The sequence below is a fragment of the Microcystis sp. M083S1 genome (genome assembly GCF_020246405.1).
Lineage (GTDB): Bacteria > Cyanobacteriota > Cyanobacteriia > Cyanobacteriales > Microcystaceae > Microcystis > Microcystis aeruginosa_C.
Genome location: NZ_JADBTB010000058.1, coordinates 1 through 16,641 on the forward strand (window position 1 = coordinate 1; position 16,641 = coordinate 16,641).

A 16,641-nucleotide genomic window follows, 5' to 3' on the forward strand; every position below is an offset into this window, starting at 1 on the left:
GATCCCCCCGCCTATCGGCACCCCCCTTATCAAGGGGGGCAGGGGGGATCAAACCCCCCTTATCAAGGGTAGATCCCCCCGCCTATCGGCACCCCCCTTATCAAGGGGGGCAGGGGGGATCAAACCCCCCTTATCAAGGGGGGCAGGGGGGATCAAAGACAAAATCTATCTTCAATTTAATTGAAACCACTTACTTACACTCTAATAAATCTCTGACCAGAGGCTGATTATGTCTTTAACACTGACTCCTGATAACGTCGAACAAGTTTTAGATGAAATGCGCCCCTACCTGATGGCGGATGGTGGTAACGTGGAATTAGTCGAAATCGACGGGCCAGTCGTCAAAGTGCGTCTTCAAGGCGCTTGCGGTTCCTGTCCCAGTTCCACCATGACCCTAAAAATGGGCATCGAACGTCGTCTCCGGGAAATGATTCCAGAAATTGCCGAAGTTGAACAAGCTCTCTAAATCTTGGGTTAATTAATTGGCTCTTCTAGGTTCTGTGTGATGAGTTTAACTTACAATATGATCGATCGATCTTTGTGTCCTTTGTGTCTTTGTGGTTCGTTCCACCCCCTCGCTAGGAGGAATGTATCTTAGAATACATTTTACCCACCAAACCTGGGAGAGCCATTAATTCTCACCACTGCCCGATTGCTAATTTAATTAGCGATCGGGCATAATATTAATTAGGGTTTAAGGCAAGAGGCACTCATGCAAGAGGCACTTATGCAAAAGGGAGAATAAATAATCGGTTTTTAATAACCAGATTTGGTATTATATATCTTTTTCTGCAAGATTGATAAAATTACAGAATTAATTAAGGTAAAAAGTATCTTTTTTAGCCAATTAACCAGCCAATTAAGCATTAACATATACTCGAAAATTTTTATTAAAACTCAAAAATTATGACTGAAAATATCCCCACTATTGTGGTCATGCACGGCGACCAAACTGGAGAAGAACTATTACTAGAAGCCCTGAGAGTATTGCAACCCTCGATAATTCGTCAACCGCTTAACTTTGCCGATTTTGATCTTAGTTTAGCCCAACGTCGCCAGAGTAACAATCAAGTGGTTCACGAGGCCGCCGAAGCGACTCTAAAAACCGGATTAGCTCTCAAAGCTGCCACTATTACCCCAGAAATTAAAGGAGATGTGGGCAGTCCTAACGCTATTTTAAGAGAAGCAATGAATTCTCAGGTAATTCTCCGTATCGGTCGCCGTATCCCCGGCATTCATCCGATTGGGGGCGTTTATTCTCCCATTGCCATTGTCCGCATGGCCGTTGATGATGCCTACGGGGCCAAAGAATGGCGAGAAACCACTGCCACCGGCGATGAAATTGCCTATCGCACCTCGCGCATTTCTAGGGCTACCAGTCGCGCTGTGGCCGAGTTTACCTTTCAACAGGCCAAAAAAACCGGGGCGCGGGTATTTGGCGGCCCAAAATTCACCGTTAGTGCCACCTACGAAGGGATGTTCAAAGAGGAATTAGACGCGGCGGCCCGAAGACATCCAGAAGTGCGTTATCAACCCCTGTTAATTGATGCAACTTTTGCCCTACTTTTACAAACCGACGGCGAAGCTTTGGTGATTCCAGCACTTAATCGCGATGGCGATTTATTATCTGATTTTGTCTTGCAACTCTATGGCAGTATTGCCGGGGCCGAAAGTTTAGTTTTGGGATTTGATGAGGAGACATTAGCGGTTAAAACTATTATGGCAGAAGCTCCCCACGGCACTGCCCCCGCTTTAGAGGGCAAAAATATCGCTAATCCCATGGCGATGATTTTAGCCTCGGCAGCTTTGTTAGGTTATATCGAAACTAGCGAGGCGCGTAAAGCTTCCAGGGCAATTTATGAAAGTGTCTTTGAAACTATTCACGAGGGCAAAAAAACCCCCGATTTAGGGGGCCAAATGACCATGAGTGAGTTTACCGATGAGGTGATTCGTCGCGTGGTCAGTAAGTTAGAAGTTTGGTCTGCTTTGGGGTAAACGAACTCATCTGATTGCTCTCTTAAAGTGGTTTGAAGAAAGGGTAATCCCAAAAAATAAGAATTGTTGCAAAAGCCTTGCTTTTGTTTGTTTTGCGGAAAAATAAAAGCAACCTTTAACGTGTCCAATGGAATATCGTTGCAGGATTAGGATAAAGATAATGAGACTACAAACTTTAACAAAAACTTTCACTTTAGCCCTAGTCGGTATGGGGGCTATATTTACTTTACAATCGCCGAGCCAGGCTCAAGCAATATTCGAGTGTCTTGTACCAGTGGCAGGCCCCTATGCAGGAGTTCCCACAACCTATGCCCAAGTCGGACCTAATGAATATAAGCCTGTGATTCGTTGGACTTCTCCTTATTCTAGTGGTTCCGGTTACACTCCCAAGCAACGGTGTGAAGAAGTAGCAAAAAGATTCAATGCCCTGAACTCTCGACCAGGTGGAATTGATATTATTACCACTGGCTATCTCAATGGTCTGCCGGTCATCTATTCCCCTAGTAATGGACGAGAACGGGCAAATAGCGATAACGTGTTATTTACCCTCAAGAGAGGAGATGATGGGACGCGAATAATTCAACAGCTATTCGACATCCGGGAAAGAGCCAGCAGCACCCCTTTGTTTGAAAGCTCATCGGATTCTGCTAGTCTCAATTTTGGAACATTTCTTGACATTGCTCCCGTAGAAATTGGTGTTACCCCCAGTTCGTCATCTTCTTCAGTTCCGGGTACTTCCTCCGAACAGTCGCCCCAAAGACCATCAAGCGGTTTTAGTTGGTAAACCTTCATAGATAGGAGCATAGTTATCAAATAGACATCTCTAAGAGCACCCAATCACAGCTTGCCCTTATGCCATGTACTAATAAAATAGTTCGATGGCTGAAATGTATGCCTTTCCTTACTATAGTAATTTCAATTAAGATTGAGAATGTCAATGCCAGAGTTCATAAAGACATAAAGGGGAGCATCTCACCTTTGTAACCCCTAAATCAGGTTTTTATGTCAAGCTATTTTGAAAGCCTTGCTAGAAACCAGTTCTAGGGATAAGTATAATTACTCACTTGCATAAATGAGATGCTCCCGACATAAAGTAAAAACTGACTAACGGGGGAAAAAGTAATTGTAGCCGATACTCATGACGAAGCGAGCGCCGTCCCCGGCATTGCCCGTTAAATCAGCACCGGCAAGGTTAATCGTCAAGGGGACTTTCGGGAAGGGAATCAGGGAAATACCTGCGTTTAAATCTTGACCCGACCATTCGACAATGGCCGAGACAGGTTCAACAATTCTTAAACCAGCACTAGCAAAGACACCCAGCGAGTTTACCCCATCTTCAATGGCTCCTTCCGAGCGAAAACGACCACCACCAACGCCCAAGGAGAGCGTCAATTGACTAAAGGGTTCTGCCGTTGTTTCTGTGAACTGAAAAAATTTGCTCACCACCCCGTAGATACTGCTACCGGCATCTGTCCCACCCCAGTTAATAGCATTTTCAAATCCTAGGGCGACAGCAAAACCTTCTGGCAGAGAACGGTGAATTTTAAAGCTAAAACTACCCCGTCCAGCGTTATCACCAAAAAGGCTCAAAATCGCCATAGTTACATCCAAACCGACAATTTTCTGGGGTTCTCCTAAACCGACCCCTAGGGCTAACCCACCATCTGCTTGATTGGTAAAACGGGTTCTCGACTGGAAAGCGAAACCACCGAAAATCTGCCCAAAATTCGCTCCAAAACCGATGGGAGTAGAGATACTGGCACCAGGGGCAACCACAACTTCCGCCAGTTTCGCAGAAAGGGTTTGCGGTTCCTCAATCAGAAACTCTTGACGTAAACGCTGCAATTCGGGGGAAACATTGGTAAGTAGTAGTGCAAAATTAATTTCCTAGTGAAGATAGGCAAGAGACAAGAGACAAGAGGCAAGAGGTGGTTAGATATGTGTAATTAATTTTGCTTAGGTACTTATCAACGGGGGTAGATGCTTGCGCTTGCCATTTTTCGACTTCTGGAGGGTTATTAAGTCCTGCTGGTAAAAGCTGACTCGCTTGCATTGTCCCTAGATTCGCCTTCCATTCTTCTAGGGTTGAAATTGTCCCGGTCTTTTCTGTTGCTAGAGTATCGAGGGAAGATTTCTCTAGTTTATTTTCTAAGGATGAGGGCAGATTACTATCGGCTAATCCCTCTGTTGTCGAGAAGGAATTGGTTGTAATAATTCTTTCTGTAATCTCTAATTCTACGGGGGAATTAATGGTAATTTTTTCCTGGGATACCCGAATATAAGCAGCGTCAATGTCTAAGGGGGAAGGAATGGCTTTCACCCCATCGCAAAGTATGGCCGTCCCCACACAGGAGGTAATGAAAATTCCCCCAGAAAATATCTGTCTCATCTGGCTGTTTCTTTTGGCTTTTTTGAACAACACTTCCAGCTTTCCTCACAGACGAAGTTAATTTGCAAAAATTGTAACTGATTTATTTTTAGATAGCAAGTTATTAAAGTTGCGTTCTCTGTATGATAATCATTGCTTAGGGACTTGCGTGGGAATAATATCCCAATTGATCGGAGGGCGCAAGCTTTGCGCCCCTACAGTAACGGATTTTGTCCACAATGTAGGGGCGAACTGCGTTCGCCCAAAAGGTACATTATCAAAGCGCAGGTCCCTTATCATTGGTAGGAGTCTTGCTAGGCAAGGCTTTGAAGACTATCTTTCTGGAAAGAAAATTATCCCTACAGAAACGAGAAGAACCATCTTTCCTTTGCCAGTGTCTGGAATTGTCAATTCGCCTACCCCATCGGCATTACTGAAGAAAATCCTTGTCCTCACTGAAAGTATGGTTTAAAAATTTCCTTGATTCTTTTTGTCCCTAGTCTGCCTAAATGAAATGTAAAATATTTACGACCTCTATTCTTGGCTTCCCTAGTTGTACTGCCTCTCCGTTCACGAATCAAATAGGCCGATTATATTGCTAGAACTAAAAAAAGCGGGTTGAACCCCGCTTGTCATCAAAAACTAAGCCAACTTAAAGGCATCTCGCCAACACCAGCGCAACAGGGTAAAAGCTATCAAACCTTTAACCACTTCTAGAAACCAGTAACCAATCTGCAAGGACATCATTTCTCCCGACATTCCCGACGCAGTAACGGGGGCCAGTAAACCCATAGCACTCAGATTGGGAGTGAGAAAATAGGTGTAAATTAGGGTGATTACGAAGAGAACACCGGCAAATAGAAGCGATCGATGTTCGGGGAGATGGATTAAGGTATGATAGCGGTGGAAGACAACAAAGCTACACAGCACAATCGCCGCACAAACTAATTCCAGATGGTTAAAAATGCCAAATAGCAAGTAACCGGCACTGGCAAAGCCATTTTGTGTCATCATGCCAGCTACGGATAAGCTGGGGATAATGATTAAATCGATGACGAAACTGGCACTTAACCAGAAACCGAGAACAACCATGGCTAGGGTTGTCCAATTAAACCAAGACCAATAACGCTCAACAAAAGTTTTCATTAGGCTTGCTCCTCCTTGCCTTTCTAACTTAATTGTAAAGAGCGTTCGCCAAAATTTTGGCCAGTTTTTTGGTAATTCTTAGCAATTCTTAGCAATTCTTATAATATCAACTTAGTTTTCCGGAAGGGCAACCAAACAATACCGCTCTTACCTCTAGATTTGGCTACCCGCTCGGCGCAGAATTGTAAAGATTTATCAACAAGTGTTTATAAAAACCTTTAAATATTGACCAAGTTGACAATTATAGACTTACCCTAAAACAATAACTAACTATCTACGGGTTTACTGTTATGGATAAGGATTTTCGTAACTATCGCATGGTTTGCACCCTCACCTTCGGAGATATTTACGGACAAATAATCGTTTGGTTAATCGTTATTTTTCTTACTCTGGCTTCCACTCTAGCTCTTTGGAGTAGCACTAGACAAATTTTTGCCCTCGCTACCGTGGGGTTAGTCGTCGTCCTCTCTTTGCCTTTTTTACTCTTTGCTTTTGTTACTACCCTCCTCAATCATATTGAATTCGTTCCCATCGAAACGGAAACCAATATTCGTCGTGGTCCTGTACCCGGAGTTAGCGGCAGCCGTGTACCCGCAGCCGGCTAAATCCGACCAAATCCCCAATAAATAATCTAGAGACGTTGCTGACAACGTCTCTAGCAGTTTTTGCCATTGTTTGCGTCGGGGTTTCTCGTCCTTAATTTTTGTAAATTTTTGTAAATTTAACTTGTTTTTAAAACCTTTTTCTGGTAGCGATTATCCAAAGAAAAATAGATGAAGCAGAGAAATTGTCAAGACAATAATCTTGTTTGCTGCCTGATCCCGGTCAATGATAAATTTTTAAATACCTAGTCTTTTACATTTTCCCAACTCTCGGAGTGATCCCCGATGTTAAAAAATCTCTTTGGTGGCAAAAAATCTGACTTTTACCTAGAACTAAAAGAAACCGATGGTGAACAAAAAGCGACAGCAACCACGGCAGCAGCCCCACCTGTTGTGGAAGCGCCCGCGCCTGCTGTCGAGTCTGCTCCCGCCCCTGTAGCTGAGAAAAAAACCAAAAAAACTTCTGTTAAGAAAGAAAAGCAAGCAAAAGAAACTCCCGCCGCTCCTGTGAGCGCACCGGCACCCGTAGCCGCTACTAACGGTAAAGTAGAGCCGCAAGAAGTGGAATTTGCGACAAAATACTTGATTACTCCTAGTATGTCTCGCCGTCGCCCTGGTCCAAGTTTGAATGGTTTCAAAGATATGGCGCGCAAGGCGAAATTACCTGCTAACCGCGGCTAAATCCCCCGGGATTGCTTTCTCAAAAAAAAAAGGAGAGCTTTCTTTGACTCTCCTTTTTCATCAGGGTGCATCTACTGACTCAAGTTTAGCAGAGAGTTTTTTTAAGGTTGGTTATTTAGGTTACTCCCTAGAGTATTTTGGGGATAATTATTAGCTGTCTTCTTGGGTAATTGTTAAAACCTAGGACTAGATCGAACTGAGCGAAGCGGTGATCACTACTACCCCGATCTGTTTCCAGTTTTTCAGTTCCCCGACTTTTTCGACGAGATCGGTGGTTTTCCCCGTCGCGTTCTCTATAACTTTAACTCGATCTGCTTGCAGCTTAAACCCTCTATCTTCCCGTCTAGGGTTCGGATATCGCCTTTAATTCCCGACTGCCCTAACTCTAAATTCTTCTGTCCGTTTTCCATGGTGGTTAGTTTGTTTTCCATGATGGTTAGTCGGTTTTTGATCGCCTTCTGTCCGTTGGCAATAGGGAGCATCTCACTTATGCCATGAGTATTAATGCTTGTAGCTGTTAAAAACTATAAAACCTCGAACCTGATCAGAAAGAGAAATGAGATTATAGTAATTATAACTTACGATTCAAAATATATCTCGATGGCAGCAACAATCCAAATAACTTGGGAGAAATAGAGGAGACTGTCAGAGATTTAATGAGCTAGTGTGTTAACCCAGAACTCGGTATTTTTTGATCAAAATAAGTATAGAAGAAACCGCCAGTCGGACGAAAAGAGTAAAAACTATTTTGGGTGAATTACCAATTATGGTTATTTTTAAGGGGATTTCCAGTTCTTCGTTTTGTCTTATGCAACGTACAGGGTTATAAGGAATGAAAATCTTATAGAGAAAGACATTTGGCGATTTTTGTTAATTGTTTTCGATCTAGAGCGAACTAATCAATTAAATCTCTTGCCCTATAAGGATTTAGTCGATTTATGCCCCCTGATCGAATCATACCAAGTAACGAAGATCCAGAAACGAAGATAATAAAAGTGACTATTACCGATATTCTGTAAATAATTGACAAAGATTGAATACTTGCCAAGTTGCTCAGTAGCCACCAGCGTAAATCAATTTGATTATCTACCATTTTTTCACTACTCTATTTTCTCACATAAATCCGAATGCCCTCAACTTCATCCACCATGCGATAGTTATTTTCAATCACAGTGGCGATTTCGGGATAGGCATCATAACGACAATTCGTATTCTTGCGACGACAAATCGTCTTATCGACATAGGACTTATCCCCAGCTGTCGCATCTACAAAAACCTTTGATTTTGACTTTAATAGATCGTCTGCGAAGCTTTTTAGATGATAAGCCTGCTGGGGACCTTTAAAAGCCATCCATATAATCAAACCGTCTCTAACTCCTGGATACAGTCCAGTCTCGACATATAGATCATTCCTCTTGCCCCAGACCGCCATTGAATCAGTCGGTAAAGCGTATTGCAAGATTGTCTGCACGACGGGAGTTTGATAGTCCTGAAGATATTTTTGGTGTCGAGAGAGATAGGGGTTTTTGCTTCTGATAAAAGTATAGCTCTGTGGGAGGATGACCGCGATCATCAATAGCAATATCAAAAACTGTATCTGTTTATAAAAAGCATTATTCTCCGACAATTTAAAAATTTCTCCGATTATGACACCGATCAAAAAACCACAGGGGAAAACAAGAAAAAGAAGATAATGCAGGAAATGATTACCAGGGCGAACGATGACATAAATAGAAACTACTAGGATAAACAGGCTGTAGAAGAAGAAGATAAAAGTATTTGTGAAAAATAGCTTTCGCCGTACAATACTTTCCCTGAAAAATAAAATCGTTGCGGGGATGAGAAAAATCGAGGTAATTTGAAATAGTGAACTTGAGTTTAATCCTTCACGACTAGCCATTGATATAAATTGGCTGAACTTTTCGCCGAAGGTTCGGTTCTTTAGGTCGGCATAAATTAATAAATTCTGGAGGATATACCTTCTCCAGAAATCCTCAGAGGTTGAAAAAAGAATTAAGAAAAAGAGATTGATAGCAGAAAACAACAATAAGCCCAATGCGAGGGTAGCTAAACTTTTGAGAAATTGTCGGAGACTTTCTTTTCTAGTCCAAAGTATGTGAGCGAAAATTAAAGTGATTGCCAGCGCAACGGGAAGACCTTGCATTTTTGCGTAGGGCATCATTCCGATAACTGCACCAAAGATAAAAACCATGCGATCGCTAAACTTGCGGGTGTAAACGTAGCAGGTCATCCAAAGAGCAGCACTTAAAATAGCGATCGGGAAATGTTCGCTGCTATAGTGAACGAAATTACTGTGGACTGCCGAGGAGAAAAATAAAACAACTGGGATAGTCGCAATACGGGCGACTCGATTATCGTATAAATATTTAAGCGAGTAATAGAAAAAAATAACGGACAGAATAACTAAAAATAAGCCGATAACTCGAGCGCTGGCGTAATCGATGCGAATATTCAATAGTTTAGGAATAGTCAGGGGTATAATATTCAGCGGACCCGATGAGCCAGTATCAACCGAACGCCAGAAAGCTGCATCTTTAAACAGTTTCATCGCGGCGGCAATGAAGAGATCTTCATCCGAATTAATAGAGGGCGCGAGTAAAACTGGCCAACGAGCAGCGAGAATCGCTAACCCCGTCCACGCTAAAAAAACAGGTTCCGAGAAAACCCGCAAGATAAATCTACTAACCTTCGACTCGTTGAAGATTGTAGGAGAAAGTGCTAGAACGACAAATATGAATAATACAAGAATTAGACTTATCCTATATAGATTAGGTAATCCAGATTGGTTTTCTATTGTATTTAATAAAGATAAGCGTAAGTCAAAATTTTCCATGATGAATCAGGGCATTGGTTCGACAGTTATAGATTAATAAAAGTTAATCCGTTCTCGTTCGACAACTAAAGGTCTTTTTAAAATTCTCATGTGCATTAATCCGATATATTCCCCAATAATACCGATAAAAAATAACTGCACCGAAGCGAGTAAAAATAGTCCGATCATGATTGGTGCGGTTCCTAAAGGAAAATAATCCCAGAACAACAATTTGGCGATTAAATAACCTAACGCCACTAGCAAACTCAAGAGGGACAAAGCAAAGCCTAACATGGTGGCCAGTCTGAGGGGAACTTGGGAGTGACTGGTAATACCCAGCATCGCATCGCTATAGTATCGATAGAAGTTGTAACTACTAATACCCCGTTTTCGCCGTTGTTGTTGATACTCAAAAGAGAAACTTTCAAAACCCAACTCTTCAATGAGTCCCCTAAAATAGGGATAGGGATCGTTAATCTCTCGTAGAACATTGATGACTTTCTGATCGTATAACCCGAAACCTGTAAAATTTCTAGTAACTCTTATATCTGAAAGATTATCCATTAAATAATAAAAAATTTGTCTAGCAAAATAGAAAAAAGCCCCTTCTTTCATCGGAGTTTTAACCGCTTTAACAACTTTATAGCCTTCTTCCCACTTCTTGACAAATTCTAGGATTAATTCGGGAGGATCTTGCAGATCTGCTACAATAGGAATAACCGCATCTCCGTAACACTGAAGAATCCCATAGTAACCAGAACGAACGGGACCGAAATTTCTAGCATTGACGATGACCTTTACCCCGGGGTCTTTTTGAGCAATTTTTTTTAATTCATCTACAGTTTGATCTTGGGAAGCGTTATCGATAAAAAGATGTTCATACTCATAGTTAGGTAACTGATTAAAGACTTCTTTAACTCGCAGGTAAAGGTCTTCAATATTTCCTTCTTCATTATAACAAGGGGTCATTACAGTAATTTTTTTCATTGTGATCCTTCCCTAAAAACAAATAGTTTCATTAAAATAAAAGAGATGACAGCCATGGGAAGAACCAAGATAGCACCCGCGATTAACATTTTAGTTTTTTGCTCGATGCCAATATCAATAGCATCAACAATTCTCAGGGCCTCAACGTTCAAGAGAAAAGTCACCACATAAACTAAGACAAAACGAAAAATCAATTTGTTGTTTTTGCTACCAAAAACTAACTTTCCCGTGGTTTGAAAGTTAAATAAAACTCCCAGAATGGTAGCCAGCAAGACAGCATATTTATAATTTAGTCCTATCAGTATAAGACTACCATATAAAAAATAACCAAACAGGGTATTTATTGCACCAACCAGCAAAAAACGGGCAAATTTATGTTTTTTAATCAGGTTAACCAATTGAGCCTTTTTGAGAATATACATTACTTACAAGTGAACCATCCATCAATAAAATAATAAGATTCTGTCCGGTGAGGGAAGTATTTTCTAATCATTAATTCTCCACCGGTGGAATTAATAAATTGCTCAAGAGTTCTTCCCTATCTAAGAAAGGAGCCATATCCTCTAGGGGGGATGAAACCATTTTGCCATCAGGTAGTTGTCTTGAACTCAATTTAGGCTCAAATAACTGTTGGGTATCTAACATGATTTCACACACCACTGGACCGGGTTGCTCAAGTACCTCGATCAGTTGAGACTGAAAATCAGGAGAATTAATTCTTGTCGCAGGAATGCCATAAGCTTCAGCAACTTTAACAATATCAGGAAAGGACACGCCACTCTGAGAGCTTTCCCCAACTAGCTTGCCAAAAAAGTTAATCTGTGTTGCTCTAATCGATAGATAACCACCATTATTAAGAACAAAGATTTTGATAGGAAGTTGGTGGTGGACGACGGTTTGGAGTTCTTGGATATTCATCTGAAGACTACCATCTCCAGCAAAACAGATAACCCGTTTGCCTTGTTGAGCGATGGCTGCCCCCACGGCAGCCGGCAGATCGTACCCCATTGAGGCACTGCCAGAGTTAGAAAACAATTTTTGTCCTTTTTGGATAATTGCTGACTGAAAAGTAACAACACAGGCCATCCCATCACCACAGACAATCACATCATCCTTATCTAAACACTTAAATAAGGTATTCATCAAATGATAGGGATTAATGGCATTTTCTTGGGACTGATGTTTTTGGGGTAAAAAGATCGGATAACGTTGAACCCTTTCTTGGCACCAAGCCAACCAATCAGAATGACTTTCGGGGTCGAAATTATCTTCATCCAATTGGCGGTTTAATTCTTCCAGAAAAACTTTCACATCACAATGAATTGGGAGGTCAGGTTTAACTGTCGGTTTGTCTAATTCTGCTTGATCAGCATCCACTTGAATCTTAAAGGCACAGCGAGCAAAAGACTGCCAATTGTAACTGACTTGACGAATATTTAGACGGCTCCCAAGAATCAGTACAGTTTCTGCATTTTGAACGGTAAAATTGCCAGGGCGATCACCAATTGTACCAGGACGACCACAATACAAAGGATTATCAGAGGCGATTATATCATGAGTCCAAGCCGTAGTAACTGGGATTCCCAACCTTTGGATAACTTTCTCAAAAATTTCAACAGCACCGCCAATTCGCACACCGCTGCCTGCCATAATCACAGGTCTGGGAGAGTTTTTCAGCCGACTAATTACCTCACGGCATTGTTGTTGAATTAACGGTAAATCCCATAGTTCTCCATCCTCTGAGGGATCGTAACCTTGTAATTGACTTTCATCAATTTTACTGGATTGTACGTCAATGGGAACATCAATCCAGCAAGGGCCCGGACGACCGGAAACAGCTAAATGTAGAGCTTTTTCTAAATGGAATCGAATCGATTGGGGATCATCAATCAGAACGGCATACTTCGTAATTCCTTTAACCATGCTAACAATATCCGCTTCCTGATCCCCCAGTTGTCTCAACTGAGGAAGGTTGTAGGTTGCTAGGCAGGTTTCTCGCTTCACCTGTCCCGATACTATCAGCATAGGAATAGAATCTGTCCAAGCACCAAAAACTCCATTTAAGGCATTAATACCCCCCGGTCCGGTGGTGACATTAATACACCCGATCTTGCCAGTAACTCTAGCATAAGCTTCTGCCGCCATGGCACAGGCTTGTTCATGGTGACAACAAATATAACTCAAGCCTTGGCAGCGCCCGATGGCATCGTTGAGGTGCATGGCGCCGCCACCTGTCACTAAGAAAATATGATGAACGCCTTGATTGACAAGGGTTTGGGCGATATAATCGGCAACTCTAATCATTGTTTTGATGCCATAAATCCAGTTGATTATGATTATTATGACTCTATTGAGTCTATTTAGCAATTTTATAGATTATCCTTGACAAGGATAGTAATCTGGTGTACCCTGAGCAACAATCCCGTTTAAACTGCCCGACGAACAAACACTAGAATCTTTGTTACCCTGTTACACTAAGTAATTGGGCGAGACTAGCTTTATTTCCCTAAGATGGTAACTTATGTCTTCTTCTTTATTACTCGAATTAGAAAATTTACTCAAAAAACCAATTGCTTCTATAAAAGATTATGAAAGTTCTCTTTTCGAGCAATTGCTCGAAAAATCTCAAGGACAGATTGTGTTGTTTGGTGCTGGCAACTTAGGCAAAAAGTGTCTTGCTGGTTTGCGGAGTGTTGGCATAGAACCAGTGGCTTTTGCTGATAATAATGCGGCTATCTGGAATAAAAAAATTGAGGGAGTTGAGGTTCTTTCTCCTGAAATTGCTGCTCAAAAATATGGTGATAATGCTCTGTTTATAGTGACAATTTGGAGTCCAGGAAGAAATCGCCGGTTTGTGTTACTCAGAGATCAGTTGCACCAACTTAACTGCTTAAATGTTACTTCTTTTATCACTCTTTTTTGGCAATATCCAGCTATTTTTCTGCCTTATTACTGCATAGATTTACCTCACAAGATTTATGAACAATTAGACGATGTAATAGCTGTTTTTAGTCTCTTAAGCGATGATTATTCTAAACAACAATATCTGAATCAGCTAAAGTGGAGAATCTGCCTCGATTTTGATCATTTATCATCATCCACAGAAATCCAATATTTACCGAAGCTCCTTTTGCCACTACTGAGGTATGAAGTTTTTATCGACTGCGGTGCTTTCGATGGTGATACGGTTAAAACTTTAATTAACACTCAGAAAGATTCCTTTGAGAAAATCATCTGTTTTGAACCCGATCCAAGCAATGTTGAGAAGCTGAAAGATTATATCTCGAATTTAGATAATGTAATTCAAGAAAAAGTCGTAGTATATCAAAACGCTACAGGCAAAAAAAAGGAAAAAATTCGATTTTTAGCTACGGGTTCTGGTGCATCAGCAATTTCCTCGGAAGGCGAGCTAGAAGTAGATTCAATTCCCCTAGATGAAATTCTCGCTGATGAAGCACCAACATTTATCAAGATGGATATTGAAGGTGCAGAAATCGATACTATTCTGGGAGCAAGTAACATAATCGAGAAATATCATCCAATCTTAGCCCTTTCTGTTTACCATCAACAGGATCATCTCTGGCGAATCCCCTTATTGGTAAATAGTATTTGTAGTGATTACTCTTATTTTCTTGAGCCTCATGGTGAAGATGGTCTAGATTTAGTTCTTTATGCTATTCCCAATTCTCGCTTTACCAGCGAAGCCTAATTGCCGTTAATTTGAGGAGAAACTCAATTCAATGTCGTCTAACTCTGTAGAGATGCCTGATCCCGTTTCTGAAATGCTCATCCCCACCCTAAACTTGATGGGGTTTATGACTGCTTGGATAGATCCTTATACCGAAGCTTTTGTCAAGTTTGCTCCCTTGGCTCCCAAAGCTTGTCTTGATATCGGAGCAGCTTACGGGATCGCAAGTTTAGCGGCTTTAGCAACAGGCGCGGAAGTGATTGCCTGTGATCCAGATCGGCGGCATCTAGAAATTTGTCTTCAAAAAACACCTTCTCACCAAAAAAATCGTCTTAGATTGTTACAAGGCTCTTTACCCGATCAGATTAATCTGGAGGAGGAAAGTTTGGGAGCCATCCTCTGCTCAAGAGTCCTACACTTTTTAACCGGGACAGAAATTGAGCAATCAGTCCTTAATATGTCCCGTTGGCTTTGTTCTGGGGGTCGAGTTTATTTGATTGCCGATACTCCCTATAATAGATTTTTAAAATCATTTTTACCTATCTATGAAGAAAGAAAGCACCGGGGCGATTTTTGGCCGGGACAAATTGATAACTTTCCCCAATTTATGCCCAGAGAACTGGCTCCCAATTTGCCTAACTTTTTTCATACTCTAGATCCAGATATATTAGCGCGTGTCTGTACCCAGATGGGTCTTATAGTTGAGAGAAAAGGGTTCATTTCCCGTATCGATTACTTACCTGATGCTCAAGATGATGGTCGGGAGGGAGTTGGGATTATTGCCTATAAACCTTAAAACTGATATGAAAATCCAAAACATATTTTTTGATCTAGATGGTACATTGATTAATTCGTCAAGGGGAATTAAATATTCTCTAACAAAGGCGTTGTCATCTGTACTTCCAGACTTTGCTCTAGATCAGATTTCTACAAGCTTAATTGGCCCCCCTGTGGCCGAAATGTTCAAACAGATGATCGGCAATGCTGATCCAGATCTGATTGATGATTTAACCCAGGAGTTTCGCAAAAGCTACGATAGTGAAGGTTGGGAAAAAACTGATATCTATGAAGGAGTTGTAGAAACTCTTTGCCAATTGTCCGACTTTAATATTACAATGTTTATTGTTACTAACAAGCCTAGCCACCCAACCTTTAAGATTTTAGATCATCTCCAGATGCTACATTTTTTTGCCGATGTTGTATCTCCAGATACGGGAACTCATCCCTATTCCTCTAAATCGGCAATTTGTCAACATATCTTGACAAAGTATCAAATCAATCAACAATCTGCTATGTTGGTGGGAGATTCTCGTGATGATGCTCAGGCAGCCAAATCCTGTGGACTTAGTTTCATTGCCGCCACCTATGGCTATGGAAAAGTACACGAATCTGAAACTTCCGAGCAGTTATGTAAAATTTATAGTTTTCCCGAATTGATAGGTCTAATCAAGCATTAGCTTTTCATGCAAGGGAATAATAGAGTCTAATTTTAAGGAGGATTATCCAATGTCTGTTAACCGCGATATTTTTGACGAACTCTTTGTTTTAGAACTTGCCAATAATCATTGGGGTAGTTTAGAGAGAGGATTAAAAATCATCACCGACTTCTCTAGAATTGTTAGGTTTAATAATGTCAGAGCATCGATCAAGCTTCAATTCAGAGATGTGGACAATTTCATTCATCGAGATTTTCGGGACAGGGCTGATATTCGCTATATCAAAAAAACTCTCGATACAAAAATGACAGAAGATGATTACGCAACTCTAGTGAAAGCAGTACGTCAAAGTGGCTGTATTCCGATGGCAACTCCTTTTGATGAAAAGTCTGTTAATCTTTGTGCCGAACTGGGGATCCCCATTATTAAAATCGCTAGTTCAGATCTCAACGACTGGTTTTTAATTGAGAAAATTGCCGATACTCGCAAACCAGTAATTGTGTCAACCGGAGGTTCTTCTCTCAAGGATATAGATGATTTAGTCATCTTCTTTGAAAATCGTAATGTTCCTTTGGCTATTAACCATTGTGTTTCTCTCTACCCTTCCGAAGATTCTGAGCTAGAGATGAATCAAATCGATTATTTAAAAAATCGCTACCCCAATCATGTCATTGGTTTTTCAACCCATGAATATACTGATTGGACATCCTCAATGCTGATAGCCTACGCTAAAGGTGCGAGAACTTTTGAAAGGCATATCGATATGGCTCTTCCGAACTTGTCATGTAAAATTAAAGAAAAAACAGACAATTATTGCTGACCAATAAAACAATAATTTATCTTTAAAAGCTGACTATGCTTGCAATACAGCAATTTATTGGTTAAAATATAGACAGCCAAGACCA

14 protein-coding genes and 3 pseudogenes are annotated in these 16,641 nt (G+C 41.1%); 10 read left to right on the forward strand and 7 right to left on the reverse strand.

Translation table 11 applies throughout. The features are described from left to right. The first annotated feature begins 229 nt into the window (after positions 1-229). The 3 genes from IM450_RS05185 to IM450_RS05195 all read left to right on the forward strand — a co-directional run bounded on the left by IM450_RS05185 (position 230) and on the right by IM450_RS05195 (position 2,779). Positions 230-466, forward strand: a complete 237-nt coding sequence (locus IM450_RS05185; RefSeq protein ID WP_287665300.1) for a NifU family protein — start codon at positions 230-232, stop codon at positions 464-466. A 440-nt stretch (positions 467-906) separates the two neighbouring features. Next, entirely contained in the window at positions 907-1,995 is a 1,089-nt protein-coding gene (locus tag IM450_RS05190) for an isocitrate/isopropylmalate family dehydrogenase (protein ID WP_287665303.1), read from the forward strand. Positions 1,996-2,155: 160 nt separating this feature from the next. Then, on the forward strand, positions 2,156-2,779 hold the full coding sequence (locus tag IM450_RS05195) for a COP23 domain-containing protein (RefSeq protein ID WP_287665306.1): 624 nt from the start codon (positions 2,156-2,158) through the stop codon (positions 2,777-2,779). A 320-nt stretch (positions 2,780-3,099) separates the two neighbouring features. Here the strand turns inward: IM450_RS05195 and IM450_RS22670 are convergent. Together IM450_RS22670 and IM450_RS05210 are read right to left on the reverse strand one after the other, a co-directional pair. Beyond that, positions 3,100-4,417 (reverse strand): annotated as a pseudogene (locus IM450_RS22670) (hypothetical protein). Positions 4,418-5,005: 588 nt separating this feature from the next. Next, positions 5,006-5,509, reverse strand: a complete 504-nt coding sequence (locus tag IM450_RS05210) for a hypothetical protein (protein ID WP_287665314.1) — start codon at positions 5,507-5,509, stop codon at positions 5,006-5,008. A 290-nt stretch (positions 5,510-5,799) separates the two neighbouring features. Here IM450_RS05210 and IM450_RS05215 point away from each other — a divergent pair, with 290 nt between their 5' ends. Continuing rightward, a complete protein-coding gene (locus tag IM450_RS05215; protein WP_002758945.1) occupies positions 5,800-6,114 on the forward strand; it encodes a hypothetical protein in 315 nt (104 codons plus the stop codon). 282 nt (positions 6,115-6,396) lie between these two features. Further along, complete coding sequence (locus tag IM450_RS05220) at positions 6,397-6,792, forward strand: hypothetical protein (RefSeq protein ID WP_004268704.1); 396 nt, start codon at positions 6,397-6,399, stop codon at positions 6,790-6,792. Positions 6,793-6,978: 186 nt separating this feature from the next. On the opposite strand, the pseudogene IM450_RS22435 reads toward IM450_RS05220, so the two are convergent. Further along, positions 6,979-7,274 (reverse strand): annotated as a pseudogene (locus IM450_RS22435) (hypothetical protein). Between the two features lie 126 nt (positions 7,275-7,400). On the opposite strand from IM450_RS22435, the pseudogene IM450_RS05230 reads away from it, so the two are divergent. Next, positions 7,401-7,558, forward strand: a pseudogene (locus IM450_RS05230) (ISKra4 family transposase); the annotation flags it as partial. A 339-nt stretch (positions 7,559-7,897) separates the two neighbouring features. On the opposite strand, the gene IM450_RS05235 reads toward IM450_RS05230, so the two are convergent. The 4 genes from IM450_RS05235 to IM450_RS05250 all read right to left on the reverse strand — a co-directional run bounded on the left by IM450_RS05235 (position 7,898) and on the right by IM450_RS05250 (position 12,916). Continuing rightward, positions 7,898-9,646 (reverse strand): hypothetical protein, encoded by a 1,749-nt coding sequence (locus IM450_RS05235; protein ID WP_287665321.1) that lies wholly within the window; start codon positions 9,644-9,646, stop codon positions 7,898-7,900. 33 nt (positions 9,647-9,679) lie between these two features. Beyond that, positions 9,680-10,612 carry a glycosyltransferase family 2 protein gene (locus IM450_RS05240; RefSeq protein WP_287665324.1) on the reverse strand — a complete coding sequence of 311 codons (933 nt, stop codon included), beginning with the start codon at positions 10,610-10,612 and terminating at the stop codon, positions 9,680-9,682. Continuing rightward, positions 10,609-11,034: a GtrA family protein gene (locus IM450_RS05245; RefSeq protein WP_287665326.1), complete on the reverse strand. Its 426-nt coding sequence runs from the start codon at positions 11,032-11,034 to the stop codon at positions 10,609-10,611. Before IM450_RS05245 ends, IM450_RS05240 begins: the two co-directional genes overlap by 4 nt. Positions 11,035-11,104: 70 nt before the next feature. Beyond that, on the reverse strand, positions 11,105-12,916 hold the full coding sequence (locus IM450_RS05250) for a thiamine pyrophosphate-binding protein (RefSeq protein WP_287665329.1): 1,812 nt from the start codon (positions 12,914-12,916) through the stop codon (positions 11,105-11,107). Between the two features lie 217 nt (positions 12,917-13,133). On the opposite strand from IM450_RS05250, the gene IM450_RS05255 reads away from it, so the two are divergent. The 4 genes from IM450_RS05255 to IM450_RS05270 are packed head-to-tail and all read left to right on the forward strand — an operon-like array spanning position 13,134 to position 16,556. Further along, positions 13,134-14,321, forward strand: a complete 1,188-nt coding sequence (locus IM450_RS05255; RefSeq protein ID WP_287665331.1) for an FkbM family methyltransferase — start codon at positions 13,134-13,136, stop codon at positions 14,319-14,321. Between the two features lie 31 nt (positions 14,322-14,352). Beyond that, positions 14,353-15,096 (forward strand): class I SAM-dependent methyltransferase, encoded by a 744-nt coding sequence (locus IM450_RS05260; RefSeq protein WP_287715578.1) that lies wholly within the window; start codon positions 14,353-14,355, stop codon positions 15,094-15,096. A gap of 7 nt (positions 15,097-15,103) precedes the next feature. Next, positions 15,104-15,757 carry an HAD family hydrolase gene (locus tag IM450_RS05265; RefSeq protein WP_287665337.1) on the forward strand — a complete coding sequence of 218 codons (654 nt, stop codon included), beginning with the start codon at positions 15,104-15,106 and terminating at the stop codon, positions 15,755-15,757. A 49-nt stretch (positions 15,758-15,806) separates the two neighbouring features. Next, entirely contained in the window at positions 15,807-16,556 is a 750-nt protein-coding gene (locus IM450_RS05270; protein WP_287665341.1) for an N-acetylneuraminate synthase family protein, read from the forward strand. Positions 16,557-16,641 lie beyond the last annotated feature (85 nt).